Origin of the sequence: Clostridium sp. E02 (genome assembly GCF_003833015.1) — a bacterium.
Classification (GTDB): Bacteria; Bacillota; Clostridia; order Lachnospirales; family Lachnospiraceae; genus Lacrimispora.
This window is the reverse complement of sequence record NZ_RJLQ01000003.1, coordinates 24,871-42,116: the sequence shown is the minus strand read 5'-3', so window position 1 is coordinate 42,116 and position 17,246 is coordinate 24,871. Positions and strand designations below refer to the sequence as shown.

Sequence of the window (17,246 nt, the reverse complement as noted above, 5' to 3'; positions counted from 1 at the left end):
TACGAAAGGAGAGTTTGTGTATGTAAGTAAGTGAGAAAATAGCACTTTAGACTTCAGCAATCAGTTCCACTTCGCACAGCACATCTTTTGGAAGGGTTTTTACAGCCACGCAGGACCTTGCCGGTTTTTCTGTAAAATATGTTTCATAAATGCGGTTAAATTCCGTGAAATCTTTCATATCAGCAAGATAACAGGTAGTTTTTATAACTTGTTTATAATTGCTTCCAGCTGCAAAAAGAATGGCTCCTAGATTCTTCATCACCTGCTCGGCTTGTTCTGCAATGGATGTACCGACAACAGCTCCAGTTGATGGGCAGATTGGGATCTGACCGGAAGTATAGAGAGTATTGGCTGAGATATAAGCTTGAGAATACGGACCTATGGCGGCGGGTGCATGATCAGTTTCAATTTTTTTCATAATGAATACCTCCATTTTAATTATTTTAATAACAAATTTCTGCTGTAATAAAATATTATCAAAAATTTTATCACGGTTGATAAAAGATGTCAATTATTTTTTGCTTTCCATATGTTCTGTTTTACCGATCTTACTTAGATACCGGTAGATGGTTGCATCGGAACATCCTAGTTTTGTGGCGGTTTCACTTACGGCCCCTTTGATTAGAAAAACACCTTGCTCATTGAGTTGTTTTACGATAACAATTCGTTCCTCTTGTGTCAGGCGGTCCATGGGGATTTTGTTCTCTATCATATAATCCGGCATGGCATTAAAAATAATATCGCTAATATCATTGGTAAAAGTTTCCAAGTGTTCCGGCGTTATTTCTGAAATAGTTTCAACAGAGCTATTTGTAGCTATTTTCCCTAACTTTAATATAGAGGAGCACAGTTCTCGGTAAACCTGAATATCTACATTTAAACAGAACATTCCAAGCAGTTCTTGTCCTTCTTTTATAAATAATGTAGAAGAGATCAGTGGCTTTTTATCTTTTGTCAATCCGCTATAATTGATAAGATAGGGTTCCTTTTTCCAAATCCCCTGTTGAATGATTTTAAGTGCCAGATCAGTTAAGGGAGCTCCGACTGTCCTTCCGCTGTTCTGTCCGTTTGCGATAGCAGTGATACATCGTTTCCCTTCTCGAAGATCCAATAAGGCGATTTCGTAATTATCACTTAGAACATTACCGAGAAAATCGGTGAGTAATTCATAATGCGTCATAATGTCCATTCTTTTCCTCCTTTCTTAACAAGCGAATAATTTTTTACTATTATATCCAAAAAAGGGGTCGGTGGCAATCATTGTTTGTGAAATTATCTATTAATTTGTCCGTTTTGTAACAAATGTATCAAAATATTAAAAATGGCTTCGATTTTTTGTGATAATAATAAAATATTATTATCGTGATAAAAAATGTTTGACAAAAAGAATTTCATAGCATATACTTTCCGTAATAGTTCTGAAGCCGTTAAGGATTGGGAACATATAGTGGACAAAGGCGTTTACTTATAGACGTGTAAACAAATTGGAATTGGATTTTAATCCAAGGAATATTTGGAGGCAGTTTATAGGAAGCGCCTTTTTTGTTACCCTTTTTCCCAACGGAAGCGGAATGAAAACAACTAGTTAAGCAAGCCTATAAAGGAGGATAAAAATGAAAAAGTCAATAAAAAGAGTGGTTTGTACTGCTATGGTTTTGGTTCTTATGTTTTCTGCCACTGGTTGCGCAAAGAGCGAGGATTCTGGAGTTATCAAAGTAAAGGTGGGAACTGGAAATGCCATGCCGCCCTATTGTTCCCTTGATGATAAGGGGGAACCAACTGGTTATGACATTGAGGTATTAAAAGAAATTGACAAACGACTGGATAAGTATGAATTTGATATACAGTCTATGGATTTTAATACGCTGATTGTATCCATCGACTCAGGTGCATTGGATGTGGTATCCCATCAGCTTGTAAAGAGCGAGGCACGTAAGGGGAAATATCTTTTTCCGGAACAGTATTATTGTCTTTCTCCCATGTCGCTATGTGTAAAGAAGGACAGCGGGATTGCATCTCTTGATGATATGGCTGGAAAAACAATTAACCAGTCGCCCACAAGTTATGAATATTCCATGTTGGTGGATTACAATGAAAAGAATAAAGGGAAAGAGATTAAAATCAATGCAGTCAGTGACTTATCTACGGCGGACGGCTTCAAGCAAGTGGCAAATGGGCAGGTAGATGCCGCTCTTACCTATGAGTCTACCTATGATAGCGTACAAGAGGAATTGCATCTTGATAATATAAGCCTTACCGATGTTGTTATGGTAGAGGATACCTATCTTATGTGTGCAAAAGGGAAAGATGAACTAAACGCAGCCATTGACGGTGCTTTAAAGGATATGGTAAAAGACGGAACTCTGTCTAAGATCTCATCCCAATTCTTAGGGCAGGATGTATTCTCCTCCTATTCAGATATGATAGACAATGGTACAAAATAAAATTTGTTCAAGAATGGAGGGAAAAGGATTTGGAGAATACATTTAAACCGGAAACAATACTAGGTTATGTTCCAAATATTTTAAGGGCTTTTCCTGTTACCATGGAAATATTGCTGTTATCTCTGATAATCAGTTTGATTCTGGGAGCGTTTGTAACGGTGGCAGGAATTGGAAAGAATAAATGGTTAAGAGAGATCGCCAATGGATATATCGCCTTTATGAGAGGAATTCCTACACTCGTTTTAATATTTCTCATTTATCTTGGTCTGCCCCAGCTGGCAAAAGGGCTGGGAATCGATTTATCGGAAATCAGTAAGTCCGCTTTTATTATTGCCTGCCTGTCTTTGAGTACTTCCGCCAATATGGCGGAGATGATGAGATCTTCCTATCTGGCAGTGGATCAGGGACAGAAAGAAGCAGCTTACAGCGTTGGAATGAAGGAATTCACTGCCTTTTACCGAATTGTTTTCCCACAGGCATTGGGAATTGCTATCCCTGCATTTGGAAATAACGTTATTATGTTATTTAAAGAAACTTCTCTGGCATTTGCCATTGGAGTCATAGATCTGATGGGGAAAGCAAGAGCCATAAGTTCTGCCAGTTATGGTGCGAATCGGTTGGAAGTATATATTGCAACTGGATTGATCTACTGGGTTGTCTGTATTTTATTGGAGTATTTAAGTAAAATCACTGAGAAACTATATACAAAAGGCAGAAAGAAAGCGACAAGCTAATGCAAGAATTCATGTGGAAGAGAGGAAAACAGGATGGATTTTAAATTTATGATGGATTCATTGCCGAAAATAATATTGGCGGTCCCCATTACACTTTTTATGGCCTTTGTTTCTGCTGGTGTTGGTTGGTTCTTAGGGATTTTCATCGCACTGGTTAGAAAGTACCATATACCAGTACTGACACAGATTTGCGGGGTGTTCGTTTCCTTTATGAGAGGGGTTCCGATGGTTATTCTATTATACATATCCTATTATGCCCTTCCCATTATTCTCTACGATTATGGACAGAGCATTGGGATTACCTTAGACGTGAATGCAGTCCCGCCAGTTGTATATGCAATTATCGCACTTGTTCTTGATCAGGCAGCCTATTCTTCGGAAATTTTCCGTTCTGCCCTTATGGCGGTTGATGAGGGACAAATGGAGGGGGCATACAGCGTAGGAATGACGAGAACGCAGGCATTGGTGCGTATTATTTTTCCTCAAGCCCTTGCCATTGCCCTTCCAAACCTTGGTGGAATTTTCATCGGTTTGATAAAAGGAACATCCCTTGCTTATTACGTCGGCGTATACGAAATAACGGCAACGGCGAATCTCCTAGCAATGCCCGCATTAAATTTTATAGAAGCCTATGTGATGACAACTATTTTATATGAGGGGATTAGTTTTATTTTCAATAAAATATTCAGAAACTTTGAAAATAGATTTAAGAAATTCAGAGCAGGAGCCGCCGTTTAGAATGAAGCATTTATAATAGGAAGGAGCCGTTATTATGGCATATATGGCAGAATTAAAGAACATTCATAAAGCCTTTGGAAACAACCACATTCTAAAAGGAGTTAACTTATCCATCGAAAAGGGTGAAGTAGTCGTGATCCTGGGACCCAGCGGTTCTGGTAAAACAACCCTTCTCCGTACCGTGAATTTTCTTGATAGTGCGGATGATGGCAGTGTTACCGTAAATGGATTTCAGTTAGATTGCAAAAAACATACAAAAAACCAGGTGATTGAATTAAGAAGAAAGACGGCTATGGTTTTCCAGAATTACAATCTATTTCAGAATAAAACAATTTTAGAAAATGTTATGGAAGGCCTTGTAACCGTTAAGAAGTTCAAAAAGGCGGATGCAGAGAAAATGAGCCGGGAGATTCTTGCCAAGGTAGGGCTAACCGAACGTTGTGATTTTTATCCATCTCAGCTTTCGGGAGGGCAGCAGCAAAGAGCGGGGATTGCCAGAGCATTGATTCTGGACCCGGATGTAATTCTTTTTGATGAACCGACTTCTGCGCTGGATCCAGAGCTGGTGGGTGAGGTTCTAAATACCATAAAGACCGTTGCAAGAACAGGGATTACGATGATTGTAGTGACCCATGAGATTTCATTTGCAAGAGAGGTTGCTTCCAGAATTATCTTTATGGAAGGCGGAAACATAGTGGAAGAAGGGAAACCTTCCGAGATTCTTGTAAATCCAAAGGAGCCAAGAACCCAGCAGTTTTTAAAGCGAATAACGGAGCAAAAGGCAGACATGGAAGGGAAATAATAATCAACTCTATTGGAGGAAAAAAGTATGCATTACGATTTTGAAACATTGGTAAGAAGAGAAAATGTGGGTTCGTTTAAATGGGATGATATGAAGCTTAAGAATCCCAATATCAAGGATGGAATTGTTCCTTTTTCCGTAGCCGATATGGAATTAAAGAATGCACCGGAAATTATTAATGGATTAAAGGATTATTTAGATCAGTCAATCTTGGGTTATACAGGAGCAACTGCTGGCTATTATGACAGTGTGATTGGCTGGATGGAAAAAAGACATGGATTTACACCGAAAAAAGAATGGATTGTAGAAACGGCAGGCGTTGTTCCTGGATTGGGGCAGATGGTGAGTGCGTTTACCCAGCCCGAAGATGCGGTTATGATTATGACACCGGTTTACTATCCCTTCCGCATGGCTGTTGAGACTAATAAAAGAAAGCTAGTTACAACGGAATTAATCAATACAGGAGATTCCTATGAAATAGATTTTGAAGATTTTGAAGCAAAAGCAAAGGAAAAAGAGGTAAAGCTTCTTATATTATGCAGTCCTCATAATCCGGTAGGCAGGGTGTGGACGGAGGCTGAACTGTTAAAAATGACAGAGATTTGTCTGGATAATGAGGTGTTTATTATTTCCGATGAGATCCATTTTGATCTAATTCTGCCGGGGTATCAGCATGTGTCCATGGGGACCTTTGAAGAAAAGTATTTAGATAATTGTGTGATCTGTACAGCTCCCAGTAAGACATTTAATCTGGCTGGATTCCAGACATCCAATCATTTTATCTCCAATGAAAAAATGAGGGGGAAGATTACGGCTTCCAGAGGATATCATTCGTTAAATCTGATGGGATATAAAGCTTGTGAGATTGCCTACACCAAGTGTGGGGATTGGCTTGATGAGTTGTTAATTCTTTTGGATACCAATCGAGCGTACATCGAAGCGTTTATGCTGGCCAATCTTCCTGAAATTAAAGTATACCCATTGCAGGGGACTTATCTGCAATGGATGGATTTTCGAGGTCTGGGAATGGAATATCGGGAACTGGAGAAATTTATGCAGCAAAAAGCTCAGCTGTTTTTAGATGAGGGATATATATTCGGAGAGGGAGGCAAAGGGTTTGAACGGATTAATATAGCTTGCCCAACCCGGGTGATCAAAGAGGCAATGGAGAGACTTTTACAAGCGGTGAATCAATATAAAAAACGGAGGTAGTCATATGTCAGCTGTGAATACGATATGGGTTTTGGTCGGAGCTGCCCTTGTGTTTTTTATGCAGGCAGGTTTTGCTATGGTAGAAGCAGGGTTTACCAGGGCGAAAAATTCCGGCAATATAATCATGAAAAATGTGATGGATTTTTGCATTGGAACCACAGGTTATTGGTTTGTGGGTTTTGGTATTATGTTTGGGTCTGCAACTGGTTATTTCGGAGGTTTTGATTTCTTTATTCATGGAAATTACACGAAGATCCTTCCTTCCGGGATATCCCTTTGGTCCTTTGTACTATTTCAGACGGTATTTTGTGCAACCGCTGCGACCATCGTGTCAGGGGCTATGGCAGAGCGAACCAAATTTTCTGCTTACTGTGTCTATAGTGCAGTGATATCTTGTGTGGTATATCCAATTTCCGGACACTGGATTTGGGGAGGGGGCTGGTTAGCTCAGCTAGGATTCCATGATTTTGCTGGTTCTACTGCAGTTCATATGGTCGGTGGTGTAGCAGCGGTAATCGGGGCCTCCATCTTGGGACCTAGGATTGGGAAGTATACAAAGGACGGAAAACCAAAAGCAATTCTTGGTCACAGCATTACCCTAGGAGCCTTGGGGGTATTCATTCTCTGGTTCTGTTGGTTTGGTTTTAATGGCGGTTCTACCCTGTCCATGGAAGGCGACAATATAGAAAAGGCAGGAAGAATCTTTATGACAACGAATCTGGCTGCTGCCGTATCTACGTGTACCACGATGCTGTTTACTTGGTTTCGTTATAAGAAACCAGATGTATCCATGACGTTAAATGGTACGCTTGCAGGCTTGGTAGCTATAACAGCTGGTTGCGATGTAGTCACGCCTACAGGAGCTGCGCTCATTGGATTATGCGCAGGATTTGCGGTGGTCTTGTCCATTGAATTTATTGATGCGGTCGTAAAAATCGATGATCCTGTTGGTGCAATCGGAGTACATGGAGTGTGCGGTGCACTGGGAACGATTCTGGTAGGCTTTTTTGCGAAGGAAGGCGGCTTGTTTTACGGAGGTGGGGGGAACCTTCTTGGTATTCAGCTTGTTGGTGTTCTTTCGGTAGCGGCTTGGGTTGGAATTGTTATGTTCACGGTGTTTCAGATAATTGACCGGACAGTTGGTTTGCGTGTTACCAAAAGAGAGGAGATTGAGGGCCTTGATAGTACAGAGCACGGACTTGCCAATGCATATGCAGATTTCTTACCTGTAGTTCCCATGGATAATTTGGGCAGTCAGGTGGAAACTGTCTCCGGTGTGATGGCGATAAAAAGGGATATACCGGTTCAAGAAGCCATTCCCATAAAAGTTGTGACGGAAGAGTCGAATTCGAATAAATCTGTCTTAACAAAAATTGAAATTATTGCAAAGCAGTCCAAATTTGAAGAGTTGAAGACGGCTATGAATGAAATTGGAGTAACTGGTATGACAGTTACGCAGGTGCTTGGTTGTGGCATACAAAAGGGGGCCGCAGAATACTACCGTGGAGTACCGGTTGATATGATGCTGCTTCCGAAAGTACAGGTGGAGATCGTAGTTGCCAAGGTTCCGGCTGAGGAAGTGGTTCGGACTGCGAGAAAAGTGTTATATACCGGACATATCGGAGATGGAAAGATCTTTATTTACGATGTACGGGACGCAGTTAAAGTACGAACAGGCGAAACCGGATATGATGCCATGCAGGGAGTCGATGATATTTAAAAACATAACTTAGATTTAGACACAGGGGCAGATAATGCCCCTTTTTCCATCCCCAAAAACAGATTGACACACCGTTCTATTTAATTATCTGCTTTATTAAAAAAATGGAAATTATTACTTATATAAAAAATATAACAGTTAATAATATAATTAGTTATGAAAAAATATACAATAATATTGCATCTTGGATATTGGCATGCTAATATTATTATATAAATATTTACGGAGTAATAAATTGCTGATTTTTATTTACCATTGGCGTAACAAAGGATGAAAAGGACAGGTGAGGAAACGGAACTTAGCAATGATTTAAAAGCTGAGGTGTTGTGAAAGAGAAGGGGTTGAGTGGAATGGTTAAAGTAGCCGTTTGCGATGATGATATTAGCTTTACAGGTGAATTTGAACGAATGATTTATCATATGTCGAAAAAACAGAATCTTTCAGTCGATATTGATGTGTTTTTTAATGGAATAGAACTGGTTGATAAAATATTTGAGGAGAAGATAAAGTATGATCTTATTTTTCTTGATATTGAAATGACAAGTATGGATGGGATTACTGTAGCCAGAAAAATTCGCGAAGCTGATGAGATCGTTTTAATTATATATGTTACCAGTCATACTTCGTATGCGATTGAAGCATACGAGGTACAGCCGTTTCAGTTTTTAGTAAAACCGTTAAAAAGTGTGGATTTTCAATGCTGTTTCGTTAAGGCATATAAGAAAATAATTTCTGGAAATAGTTATTTTCGATATAAATATGGGAAAGACACCTATAAGATTTTAGTAAAAGATATTTTATATTTCCAAAGTAAGAGACGTGTTGTCTTCATACATAGAATAGATGGTAGTATTGTTAAATATTACGAAAAACTGAATGAGCTTGAAACAAAATTTAAAATGTCAAAAATTGATTTTTGGCGAATCCATCAATCTTACATGGTAAATACAATGTATGTCGTGCGGAAATCTTATAACCAGATAGAATTAATCAATGGAGAGGTGTTTTTCATTAGTGAAGATAGGAGAAAAGAGGTAGCTGGTCTTTATTTCAATCAAATAGAGGGGGCCTTAATTGAATAAGCTTGTAAAAGATTTGCATGGATTTATTAAATCATATCAGCGTTTATCTGAAAACCTTGTATTAAAGAGAAAAAACCAGGTACTTGAACAGTCAATTCTTTTATATGATATATATATAAAAGAAAATGAAAGTAGTGTAAAGGAGTTAAGACGCACAAAACATGATTTTAAAAATTATATTATCTATTTAAAAAAATTGTTAGGGGAACAAAAATATGATGAATTAGAAACGTGTTTCGAGAAAATCATACTGGAAGAACCTTTTCAAAATTTGCACATTGCTAATACAAATAATCTAGTTATAGATGCACTTGTAAACTATAAATATACATTAGCGATAAACAATAAAATAGATTTTATTATAAAGTTAGATGTACCAACTTCCGTTCCTTTTGATAGTACGGATTTATGCGTTATTCTTGGAAATGCTTTAGATAATGCAATAGAAGCAAATATAAGAGTTAAAAGTGGTGAGCGTTTTATTAAACTTCGAATGAAATTGGATCTTAGTAATTTGATAATTTCAGTAGAAAACTCATTTGATGGTAAAATTCGTAAAAATAAACAAGGTAAAATTCTGACATTAAAAGAAGATATTGAGAATCATGGAATTGGGATTGATTCCATTTGTAAGGCAGCTGAAAAATACCACGGATATGTAACAACAGAGTGTGAAAACAATATATTTAAATTAAAAATAGTTCTGTATTCATGAGGAAACATTCATTGCTATTCTATAATTGATCGCTTATAATAGCAATAAAAGGGTAATAAGAGTTACCGATAGTACAAGATTAATATAAAGATGTTTGGAGAAAAATGAGTAAGCTATTATTGCTTGAAGATGATTTGAGTTTAATGAACGGACTTTCCTATGCTTTAAAAAAACAGGGGTATGATCTGGATATCGCGCGTTCGGTGAGAGAAGCGAATGCAGAGTGGGAAGATGAAAAATACGATTTGTTAATTTTGGATGTAGCTCTGCCGGATGGATCAGGGTTTGATTTTTGTGAAAAAGTTCGCCGGATATCCAAAGTTCCTATTATTTTTTTGACAGCTTTTGACGAGGAAACGAATATTGTCATGGGTCTTGATATGGGTGGTGATGATTATATCACGAAGCCTTTTAAACTGGGGGTTCTTATATCAAGAATCAATGCTTTGCTGCGCAGGGCAAAGCATTTTGAAACGACAGAAACAGAATTGGCTTCCAACGGAATAAGGGTTTTACTACTGCAGGGACAGGCTTATAAAAGACAAAAGCCTTTGGATCTGACTGCGGTGGAATACCGATTGCTCTGCCTTTTCATGCAACATCCAAATCAAATTCTTACAAAAGAATCGATTTTAGATAAACTATGGGATCATGAAGGGGATTATATCGATGAAAACACATTGAATGTTTATATACGCAGGTTGCGATTGAAAATTGAAGAGGAACCTGGTAATCCTCAGATGGTGCTGACAATTAGACGTATGGGTTATAAATGGAATATAAATGATTGAGGTGGCAGAATGAGAATTTTTACGACCGCAGAAACGAAAGGATTTTTTATTGGAGAATTTTTAATTCTATGCTGTTTTACGATCCTGATCCAGTTGATTTCGTGGCGTTTATTCGGAAAATTAATAATTCTATTTTTAATCCTATCTTTATTACTGGCGGTAGGTATCTTAGGCAGTTCTTTGCTTTATTTATGGAAACAAAGCAAACGAATTGAACAGGCTGCCTTGCAGGTAAACTCATTCCTGTCAGGCAATACCCATATCAATATTGACTGCAATCATGAGGGCGAATTGTATAAATTATTTCATGCAGTTAATACACTTGCTTCAGTACTGAATGCACAGGCTGAGAAAGAACAGGAGAGGAAGGAGTTTTTAAAGGCAATCATTTCGGATATTTCTCACCAGTTAAAAACCCCATTGGCTGCGCTTAATATCTACAACGGCCTTTTGCAGGATGAATCTATGGATATGGCAACAATACAGGAATTTGTTTCGCTGTCTGAACAGGAACTTGACAGAATCGATGTGCTGGTTCAGAACCTGTTAAAACTATCTAGGTTAGATGCAGGAACAATTGTTGTTGAGAAAAAGGAGGAAAACATAGCCGAAATGATGAATGGGATTAAATCCCGTTTTGAATTTCAGGCAAGTGAGGAACAAAAGATTATTTCCTTACAAGGCTCAAAAACATCATCCCTTTTTTGTGATAAAAACTGGGTGGCAGAGGCAGTTGGAAATTTAATAAAAAATGCACTGGATCATACGGGTGCGGGTTGTCTTATTGAGCTTGAATGGAAAGAACTGCCATCTATGATACAGATTAAGGCCTGGGATAATGGCAGTGGGATACATCAGGAAGACATTTATCATATTTTTAAGCGATTTTATCGCAGCCGCTTCTCAAGGGATGTACAGGGTCTTGGTCTTGGGCTTCCTCTTGCAAAAGCAATTATTGAGGCACACAATGGAACCATTTCCGTAAATAGCGTTTTGGGTGAGGGAAGTACTTTTACAATATGTATTCCTAATATTACTAAAATGTAATCTAAGATTCATGTGCGAGTAATGAAACATTGCTATTCTAACATTGGATTAAGCCAGTTAAATGTTTAAAATCAATTGTTTAGAAAGGTGTGACAGATTATGAGTTTATTAGAAATTAGTGCGCTTTGTAAAACCTATGGTTCAGGAGAAACGGCAGTTGAGGCATTAAAAAATGTGAATTTTACGGTTCCAAAAGGTGAATTTATTGCAGTCGTGGGTGAATCGGGTTCTGGAAAAAGTACATTACTGAACATGATAGGTGCTCTTGACAGCCCATCGTCAGGTAACGTGATGATAGCCGAAAAAAATATTTTTCAAATGAAGGATGAAGAACTTACCATATTTCGCCGTAGAAATATCGGATTTATTTTTCAGGCATATAACTTAATACCGGAACTCAATGTAGAGCAGAATATTGTTTTTCCTCTATTGCTTGACTACCAGAAACCAGATCCAGAATACGTAGAAGAAATACTTTCTGTACTATCTTTAAAAGATAGACGAAACCATTTACCGCGTCAACTGTCCGGAGGCCAGCAGCAGCGGGTGGCAATCGGAAGAGCTCTGATTGCACGTCCTATGTTAATTCTTGCAGATGAACCCACAGGTAATTTAGATACTCAAAATAGTGCTGAAGTAATAGCACTTTTAAAGACAGCATCGAAACGTTACCAGCAGACGATAATCATGATTACTCATAACAGAGGCTTCGCTTCTGCGGCTGACCGGGTTTTAGAGGTGACGGACGGCATACTTACAGATCTGGGGAGGTATGTTCAATGAAAAGCTATCTATCCCTTGTTTTTCAATATGCCAGAGTACACAAAAGAAAAAGCAGGCTGACGGTGATATGCATTACGGTATCCGTTATGCTGGTAACCACTATTTTTGGAATGGCAGATATGAGCTTAACATCCCAAACAGATGAGGCAATCCGACGCTATGGCAACTGGCATGCCATCCTATCGGACCTTCCGGATGATCTTGCTGTTAAAATAGGAAAACGAGAGAATATTAATGTGGCTGGATATCTTGGTATGGCAGAAGATACAACCTATAAGGGGAAGGAATTAATTGTACAGAGCAGCAGCAGGGAACTTGCCAAGCAAATGAATTTAATTGTAACAAAAGGACACTATCCGGCTTCTGCCCGGGAAGCCTTACTGGACAGACCGGCAATGGAACAATTTAACCTTTCGATTGGAGATTTTATAGAGGTTGCATTTTGCGATGGGCAGGTACGGAAGTATCAAATAAGCGGAATGTATCGGGATTATTCTACTTTAAAAGGATCCGATGCTCATGGTCTGCAGTTATCACCAGAGGGGATGCGTGAACTTCCGGTCAGCCAGTATAAGGAGTTTTTTTATATTCAATTTAAGAACAAAGTAAATATAAATGAAGCGCTCTCACAACTGAAAGTGGAATATCAATTATCGGATCAGCAGGTTTCAACAAATGTGATGCTCTTGGGGTTAATGGGGCAGAGTGATAATTCTACCATGCTGTCCGTTTATCTTACGGCAGGTATTTTATTCGTCCTCGTTTTATTGGCAGGTGTTTTTATGATTGCCAGTAGTTTTAATATGAGTATATTGGAACGGACTCAGTTTTTTGGTTTGCTGCGCTGCCTGGGTGCGACAAAAAAACAGATGAAACGTTATGTCAGGCTGGAAGGTCTACAGTACTTATTAAGAGCAATTCCGGCAGGGGTATTAGCTGGCAGTCTCATATTGTGGATGGCAATTGCCGTTCTAAATGGATTAAATTCTAAGTACCTTCCAGTTATGCCGATGTTTAAGATCAGTTTACCGGGGATTCTTGCCGGTGTTGGGACCGGAATAATTGCAGTGATGATCGCTTCGGATGCACCTGCAAAACATGCGGCTAAGGTTTCTCCCCAGGAAGCGGTTACAGGCAATACCAATCAATTTAATGATTACAGTATTACAAAAGCATCCAATACAAAACGATTTCCTGTTGATATAGCGATGGGATTAAACCATGCTTTTTCAAACACCAAAAGCATGATATTGATTTCCGGGTCTTTTGCAATCAGCATGATTCTCTTTTTGTGTTTTACGATCCTTGTTACCTTCATGAATCATGCATTAAGTCCTTTAAAGCCATATGCTCCGGACATGACACTGGAGGGAGACCAGAATATGGCACAGTTGAATCACTCTTTGAAAGAAAGCCTTAAATCTCTTCCATATGTAAAAAATGTGTATGGGAGAATGTTTGCGAATAATATCCAGGCCAACGATAAAAGTGGTGCAAATACTGCGACTCTAGTTTCTTATGATGAACCGCAGTTTCAGTGGGCAAAGGATGCACTGATTTCGGGCGATCTAGATCAGGTGCAGAATGGAAACGGGGTACTGGTTGATTATGGGTACTTAGAACGATTTGGCTGGAAGATTGGAGATGAGGTTACACTAAAGATTGGAGCGATACCATATAAAGTAGAAGTGGAGGGAATTGTATCGGGAGTTCCCTTTGATTCTGCAAACGGGGAATGGATTATCGTTTGTTCCGAATCCACGTTTACTGCACTGACCGGAATTTCTGATTATAAGGTCATTGATATGCAGGTAACACAGGATATATCGGATCAGGTCAGACAAAAGCTTCCTGCCAAAATAAAGCTTCTTGACTTACAACAGCATAACAATGAAGTTCGCACCGGATATTTTGCGATGGCAGTATTTGTATATGGATTTTTACTTGTAATCGCGTTTGTTGCACTGATTAATATTATGAATACGGTAAATGCCAGTGTGTCTGGCAGAATGAATCATTATGGAGTCATGCGCGCAGTTGGTATGTCTGGTTGGCAGTTAAAGAGAGTCGTTATGGCTGAGGCAGCTGCCTATGCAGTAACAGGCAGTATTACGGGAGGTATTTTGGGGATTCTGTTACACCGGCTCTTCTTTCACCTGTTAATCACGGCGAATTGGGGGCAGCAGTGGCAGCCGCCTTTCCTCGTCTTAAGTATTATTATTTTTGCATCGATACTAACCGCCTTTGCAGCAGCAATTTCACCAACAAGAAAGATTGAAAAAATGGTGATTGTAAACGTAGTAAATGCGGGATAATTTTAACCTTATTATAAAAAAGTTGTCAGGACAGGAGTCTTGACAACTTTTTTTATCCCATACAAGATGGGAATAGCTTAATATAATACAACATATTAAATTTTTTCAATCCACGATTTAATTCGACTATAATAGGATGACGTATAATAGATTGCGCAAATTCAAATAAGCAAATAGACATAGTTTTTATCGTTTGGTAGAATTAAGTTACCACAACAAAATTTCCAAAGGAGGATAAAAACTATGTCTGAGAACATTATACAATTGAATCAAGATTTAATCCACTCCCAATTAAAGGATTTAGTAAAAAACAGTGTTGAGGAGACTTTAAATGCGTTGCTAGACGCGGAAGCAGAGCAGCTTGTTAATGCAGAACGCTATGCACGTAATGAAGAACGCAAAGGGTACCGTGCTGGTCATTATGACCGTACATTTACTACTACTTCTGGGGAGGTAAATCTAAAAATGCCTAAATTAAAAGGAGTAGCCTTTGAAACTGCCATTATTGAACGGTATAAGCGACGTGAAACATCTGTGGAAGAAGCTCTTATTGAGATGTATCTTGCTGGTGTATCTGTCCGCAGAGTAGAGGATATTACACAAGCACTGTGGGGGACAAAAGTATCTCCTGGTACAATTAGTAATTTAAACAAAAAAGTATATGAACACATTGAAAACTGGAGAAATCGTAAGCTTAAGAGTAAAACTTATCCATATGTTTTTGTGGACGGTGTATTCTTAAAACGATGCTGGGGTGGAGAATATGAAAATGTTTCAGTACTTGTAGCCATTGGTGTTACAGAAGATGGATACAGAGAAGTGATTGGTGCCGCAGAAGGTTTAAAAGAAGATCTTGAGAGTTGGAATATAATAGCATAAATTATAATGTAGAAAATAGCAAGAAGTTATTAAAGAGATATTGAATAAAATAACATTATATGATATATTCATATATGATAATAAAATGAATAAATTATATGTTATACAACATATTTATAAATTTGGGCAAAGTCGGTAATATTGACTAAAACTAGTGGTTTTGATTTTTGTTCTATTTGACGTTGTATAATTAAGTTGTAACACCAAGGTATAGTTTGGTAAAATAACCTACATCAAAGGAGAAGTTACAACATGTCAAACAATCGTTATGAGCCTGAGCTCAAAGAAAAAGTACTTCGCCTCTATCTGGAAGAGGAAAGAACTAAAAAAAGCCTTACTGAAGAATACAATCTTGGTAGCGGCACAATCACATACTGGTTACAGCAATACCGCAAAGAATGCAAAAGCAATCCAACTAAACAAGAAGAATCTGACGCATATGCTGAAACAAAGCGTTTAAAAAAAGAATTAGAAGAACTAAAAAAGGAAAATGACTTCTTAAAAAAAGCGGCAGCATTCTTTGCGAAGGAAATAGATTAGCACAATACCAGTTTATCCAGAAATATCATTCAAAATTTGGTGTTCGATGGTTATTGAAAAAGTTTCATATTTGTCCCAATGCTTACTACAATTACAAAAAGGATAAAAAACAAGAATATCGTAAAGAAAAGGCATATATTCAACGTATCATGGTTGCCAAGTACCATCGTGAGGAGGGCATTCCAGGCTATAACATGATGCGTGATTATCTTGAAAACGAAAACGGAATCATTAGATCTGCACTTACCATTCATCATTATATGAAGGAATTAGGGCTAAGATCAATTGTTCGAAGGAAAAAACCTGGGTACAAAAAAGGAGTTGCAAACAAAATATTTCCGAATCTATTAAATCGTGAATTTGATGTAAAAAAGCCGAATCTAATATGGTGTACAGATTTTACTTATATGCCTCGTCCAGATGGAACAAAAAGATATAATTGTACGATTTTAGACTTATGTGGCAGAGAAGTAATAGCTACGCTTAACAGTAATCACATTGATGCACAATTGGCAATTGATACACTTCGAATTGCATTAGATAGACGAAAACCAGCAAAGGGAATTATCTTGCATTCGGATCAAGGGTCGCAATATACATCGAAAGATTTTAATGAGTTTTGTGAAAAAAACATATTCAGCAAAGTATGAGTAAAGCGGGCTGTCCGTATGATAATGCAGTAATGGAGCGTTTTTATAATACGTTTAAAAACGAATATCTAAACATTCATCGCTTCAAAACCAATGAAGCTTTAGACCAAGGTGTTTATGATTTCGTTTATATAAAATATAATTACATAAGACCACACCGTTATAATGGAGGTCTTACACCTTATGCAGCACGATGTGCTGCGTAGGGAATGAAACTATACACAGGTGTTACAAAAAAGCTTGACACCGTCATAATAGTGATATAAGAGAGATTCGTGATAGCTACTGCTGGAAATTTCTGCGAACAAAGTTAAGAAGAAAGCTTGAGGAGAAACTTAATGAGACATTGGCGGATGAATATAAGGTATATATTAGTATATATGGGGGTACAACATTTGAAAGTTACGTTATGCCAGATTCAAAAATAGAAGATTATTTTAGAAGTAGTAGAATCCAACCAAGAATCAGTATATGCGTATTTGTATCACAAAACAATAAAAGTACTGAACTAAAAGTTGAGAAGGATATGGATCAGCTGCTAATAGCGTTAAAGGAAAATAATAATGTAAATATAGATTTTATATATTATGTAACAAAAAGTAAGAAAGAATTTGGATATATTGATGTAAAAAATGAAGAAAGAAAAGACTTTATAGTATATAAAAGTAATTATCCAGAAGTGTACAAAAGATCAATTTGGTCTATAGAAATGGACGAAAAATTTGAGATAAAGATTGATACTAATGATATTTAACAGTTTTCTTTATTATTAATAAGGAAGGTGATGTAGTTTA

The 17,246-nt window shown here is 37.8% G+C and carries 15 protein-coding genes and 2 pseudogenes; 15 read left to right on the top strand and 2 right to left on the bottom strand.

All coding sequences use genetic code 11. The features are described from left to right. Nucleotides 1-46 precede the first annotated feature (46 nt). A complete protein-coding gene (locus EFT72_RS02585; protein WP_279221924.1) occupies nt 47-418 on the bottom strand; it encodes a RidA family protein in 372 nt (123 codons plus the stop codon). Nucleotides 419-511: 93 nt separating this feature from the next. Continuing rightward, the gene (locus EFT72_RS02580) at nt 512-1,189 is read right to left on the bottom strand and encodes a PAS domain-containing protein (RefSeq protein WP_124065322.1); all 678 of its coding nucleotides are present in this window, start codon (nt 1,187-1,189) and stop codon (nt 512-514) included. Between the two features lie 424 nt (nt 1,190-1,613). Between EFT72_RS02580 and EFT72_RS02575 the strand changes: the two genes are divergently transcribed. The 15 genes and pseudogenes from EFT72_RS02575 to EFT72_RS02505 all read left to right on the top strand — a co-directional run bounded on the left by EFT72_RS02575 (nt 1,614) and on the right by EFT72_RS02505 (nt 17,206). Beyond that, nucleotides 1,614-2,444, top strand: a complete 831-nt coding sequence (locus tag EFT72_RS02575) for a transporter substrate-binding domain-containing protein (RefSeq protein ID WP_124065320.1) — start codon at nt 1,614-1,616, stop codon at nt 2,442-2,444. Nucleotides 2,445-2,473: 29 nt separating this feature from the next. Beyond that, on the top strand, nt 2,474-3,178 hold the full coding sequence (locus tag EFT72_RS02570) for an amino acid ABC transporter permease (RefSeq protein WP_124065318.1): 705 nt from the start codon (nt 2,474-2,476) through the stop codon (nt 3,176-3,178). A 33-nt stretch (nt 3,179-3,211) separates the two neighbouring features. Then, entirely contained in the window at nt 3,212-3,916 is a 705-nt protein-coding gene (locus tag EFT72_RS02565) for an amino acid ABC transporter permease (RefSeq protein WP_124065317.1), read from the top strand. Between the two features lie 43 nt (nt 3,917-3,959). Continuing rightward, nucleotides 3,960-4,718, top strand: coding sequence for an amino acid ABC transporter ATP-binding protein (locus EFT72_RS02560; RefSeq protein ID WP_124065513.1), 759 nt, complete (start codon nt 3,960-3,962; stop codon nt 4,716-4,718). 27 nt (nt 4,719-4,745) lie between these two features. Beyond that, nucleotides 4,746-5,930: a MalY/PatB family protein gene (locus tag EFT72_RS02555; protein ID WP_124065315.1), complete on the top strand. Its 1,185-nt coding sequence runs from the start codon at nt 4,746-4,748 to the stop codon at nt 5,928-5,930. A 4-nt stretch (nt 5,931-5,934) separates the two neighbouring features. After that, complete coding sequence (locus EFT72_RS02550; protein ID WP_124065314.1) at nt 5,935-7,650, top strand: ammonium transporter; 1,716 nt, start codon at nt 5,935-5,937, stop codon at nt 7,648-7,650. Nucleotides 7,651-8,000: 350 nt separating this feature from the next. Further along, nucleotides 8,001-8,732 (top strand): LytTR family DNA-binding domain-containing protein, encoded by a 732-nt coding sequence (locus EFT72_RS02545; protein ID WP_124065312.1) that lies wholly within the window; start codon nt 8,001-8,003, stop codon nt 8,730-8,732. Beyond that, on the top strand, nt 8,725-9,447 hold the full coding sequence (locus EFT72_RS02540) for an ATP-binding protein (RefSeq protein ID WP_124065310.1): 723 nt from the start codon (nt 8,725-8,727) through the stop codon (nt 9,445-9,447). The genes EFT72_RS02545 and EFT72_RS02540 overlap by 8 nt, the downstream gene beginning before the upstream one ends. Before the next feature lie 104 nt (nt 9,448-9,551). Next, nucleotides 9,552-10,238, top strand: a complete 687-nt coding sequence (locus EFT72_RS02535) for a response regulator transcription factor (RefSeq protein WP_124065309.1) — start codon at nt 9,552-9,554, stop codon at nt 10,236-10,238. Nucleotides 10,239-10,247: 9 nt separating this feature from the next. Further along, nucleotides 10,248-11,285 (top strand): HAMP domain-containing sensor histidine kinase, encoded by a 1,038-nt coding sequence (locus EFT72_RS02530; RefSeq protein ID WP_124065307.1) that lies wholly within the window; start codon nt 10,248-10,250, stop codon nt 11,283-11,285. Between the two features lie 99 nt (nt 11,286-11,384). Continuing rightward, on the top strand, nt 11,385-12,068 hold the full coding sequence (locus EFT72_RS02525) for an ABC transporter ATP-binding protein (protein ID WP_124065305.1): 684 nt from the start codon (nt 11,385-11,387) through the stop codon (nt 12,066-12,068). Continuing rightward, nucleotides 12,065-14,383 carry an ABC transporter permease gene (locus EFT72_RS02520; protein ID WP_124065304.1) on the top strand — a complete coding sequence of 773 codons (2,319 nt, stop codon included), beginning with the start codon at nt 12,065-12,067 and terminating at the stop codon, nt 14,381-14,383. Before EFT72_RS02525 ends, EFT72_RS02520 begins: the two co-directional genes overlap by 4 nt. Nucleotides 14,384-14,626: 243 nt before the next feature. Next, nucleotides 14,627-15,247, top strand: a pseudogene (locus EFT72_RS02515) (transposase); the annotation flags it as partial. 267 nt (nt 15,248-15,514) lie between these two features. Beyond that, nucleotides 15,515-16,658, top strand: a pseudogene (locus EFT72_RS02510) (IS3 family transposase). Between the two features lie 140 nt (nt 16,659-16,798). Further along, nucleotides 16,799-17,206, top strand: a complete 408-nt coding sequence (locus tag EFT72_RS02505; protein WP_124065303.1) for a hypothetical protein — start codon at nt 16,799-16,801, stop codon at nt 17,204-17,206. The last annotated feature ends 40 nt before the right edge of the window (nt 17,207-17,246 follow it).

Excerpts from the sequence above, each read along its gene's own strand:
- EFT72_RS02585 (WP_279221924.1), bottom strand. The coding sequence starts at position 418 with ATGAAAAAAATTGAAACTGATCATGCACCCGCCGCCATAGGTCCGTAT.
- EFT72_RS02580 (WP_124065322.1), bottom strand. The coding sequence starts at position 1,189 with ATGGACATTATGACGCATTATGAATTACTCACCGATTTTCTCGGTAAT.
- EFT72_RS02575 (WP_124065320.1), top strand. The coding sequence starts at position 1,614 with ATGAAAAAGTCAATAAAAAGAGTGGTTTGTACTGCTATGGTTTTGGTT.
- EFT72_RS02565 (WP_124065317.1), top strand. The coding sequence starts at position 3,212 with ATGGATTTTAAATTTATGATGGATTCATTGCCGAAAATAATATTGGCG.
- EFT72_RS02560 (WP_124065513.1), top strand. The coding sequence starts at position 3,960 with ATGGCAGAATTAAAGAACATTCATAAAGCCTTTGGAAACAACCACATT.
- EFT72_RS02555 (WP_124065315.1), top strand. The coding sequence starts at position 4,746 with ATGCATTACGATTTTGAAACATTGGTAAGAAGAGAAAATGTGGGTTCG.
- EFT72_RS02550 (WP_124065314.1), top strand. The coding sequence starts at position 5,935 with ATGTCAGCTGTGAATACGATATGGGTTTTGGTCGGAGCTGCCCTTGTG.
- EFT72_RS02545 (WP_124065312.1), top strand. The coding sequence starts at position 8,001 with ATGGTTAAAGTAGCCGTTTGCGATGATGATATTAGCTTTACAGGTGAA.
- EFT72_RS02535 (WP_124065309.1), top strand. The coding sequence starts at position 9,552 with ATGAGTAAGCTATTATTGCTTGAAGATGATTTGAGTTTAATGAACGGA.
- EFT72_RS02530 (WP_124065307.1), top strand. The coding sequence starts at position 10,248 with ATGAGAATTTTTACGACCGCAGAAACGAAAGGATTTTTTATTGGAGAA.
- EFT72_RS02525 (WP_124065305.1), top strand. The coding sequence starts at position 11,385 with ATGAGTTTATTAGAAATTAGTGCGCTTTGTAAAACCTATGGTTCAGGA.
- EFT72_RS02520 (WP_124065304.1), top strand. The coding sequence starts at position 12,065 with ATGAAAAGCTATCTATCCCTTGTTTTTCAATATGCCAGAGTACACAAA.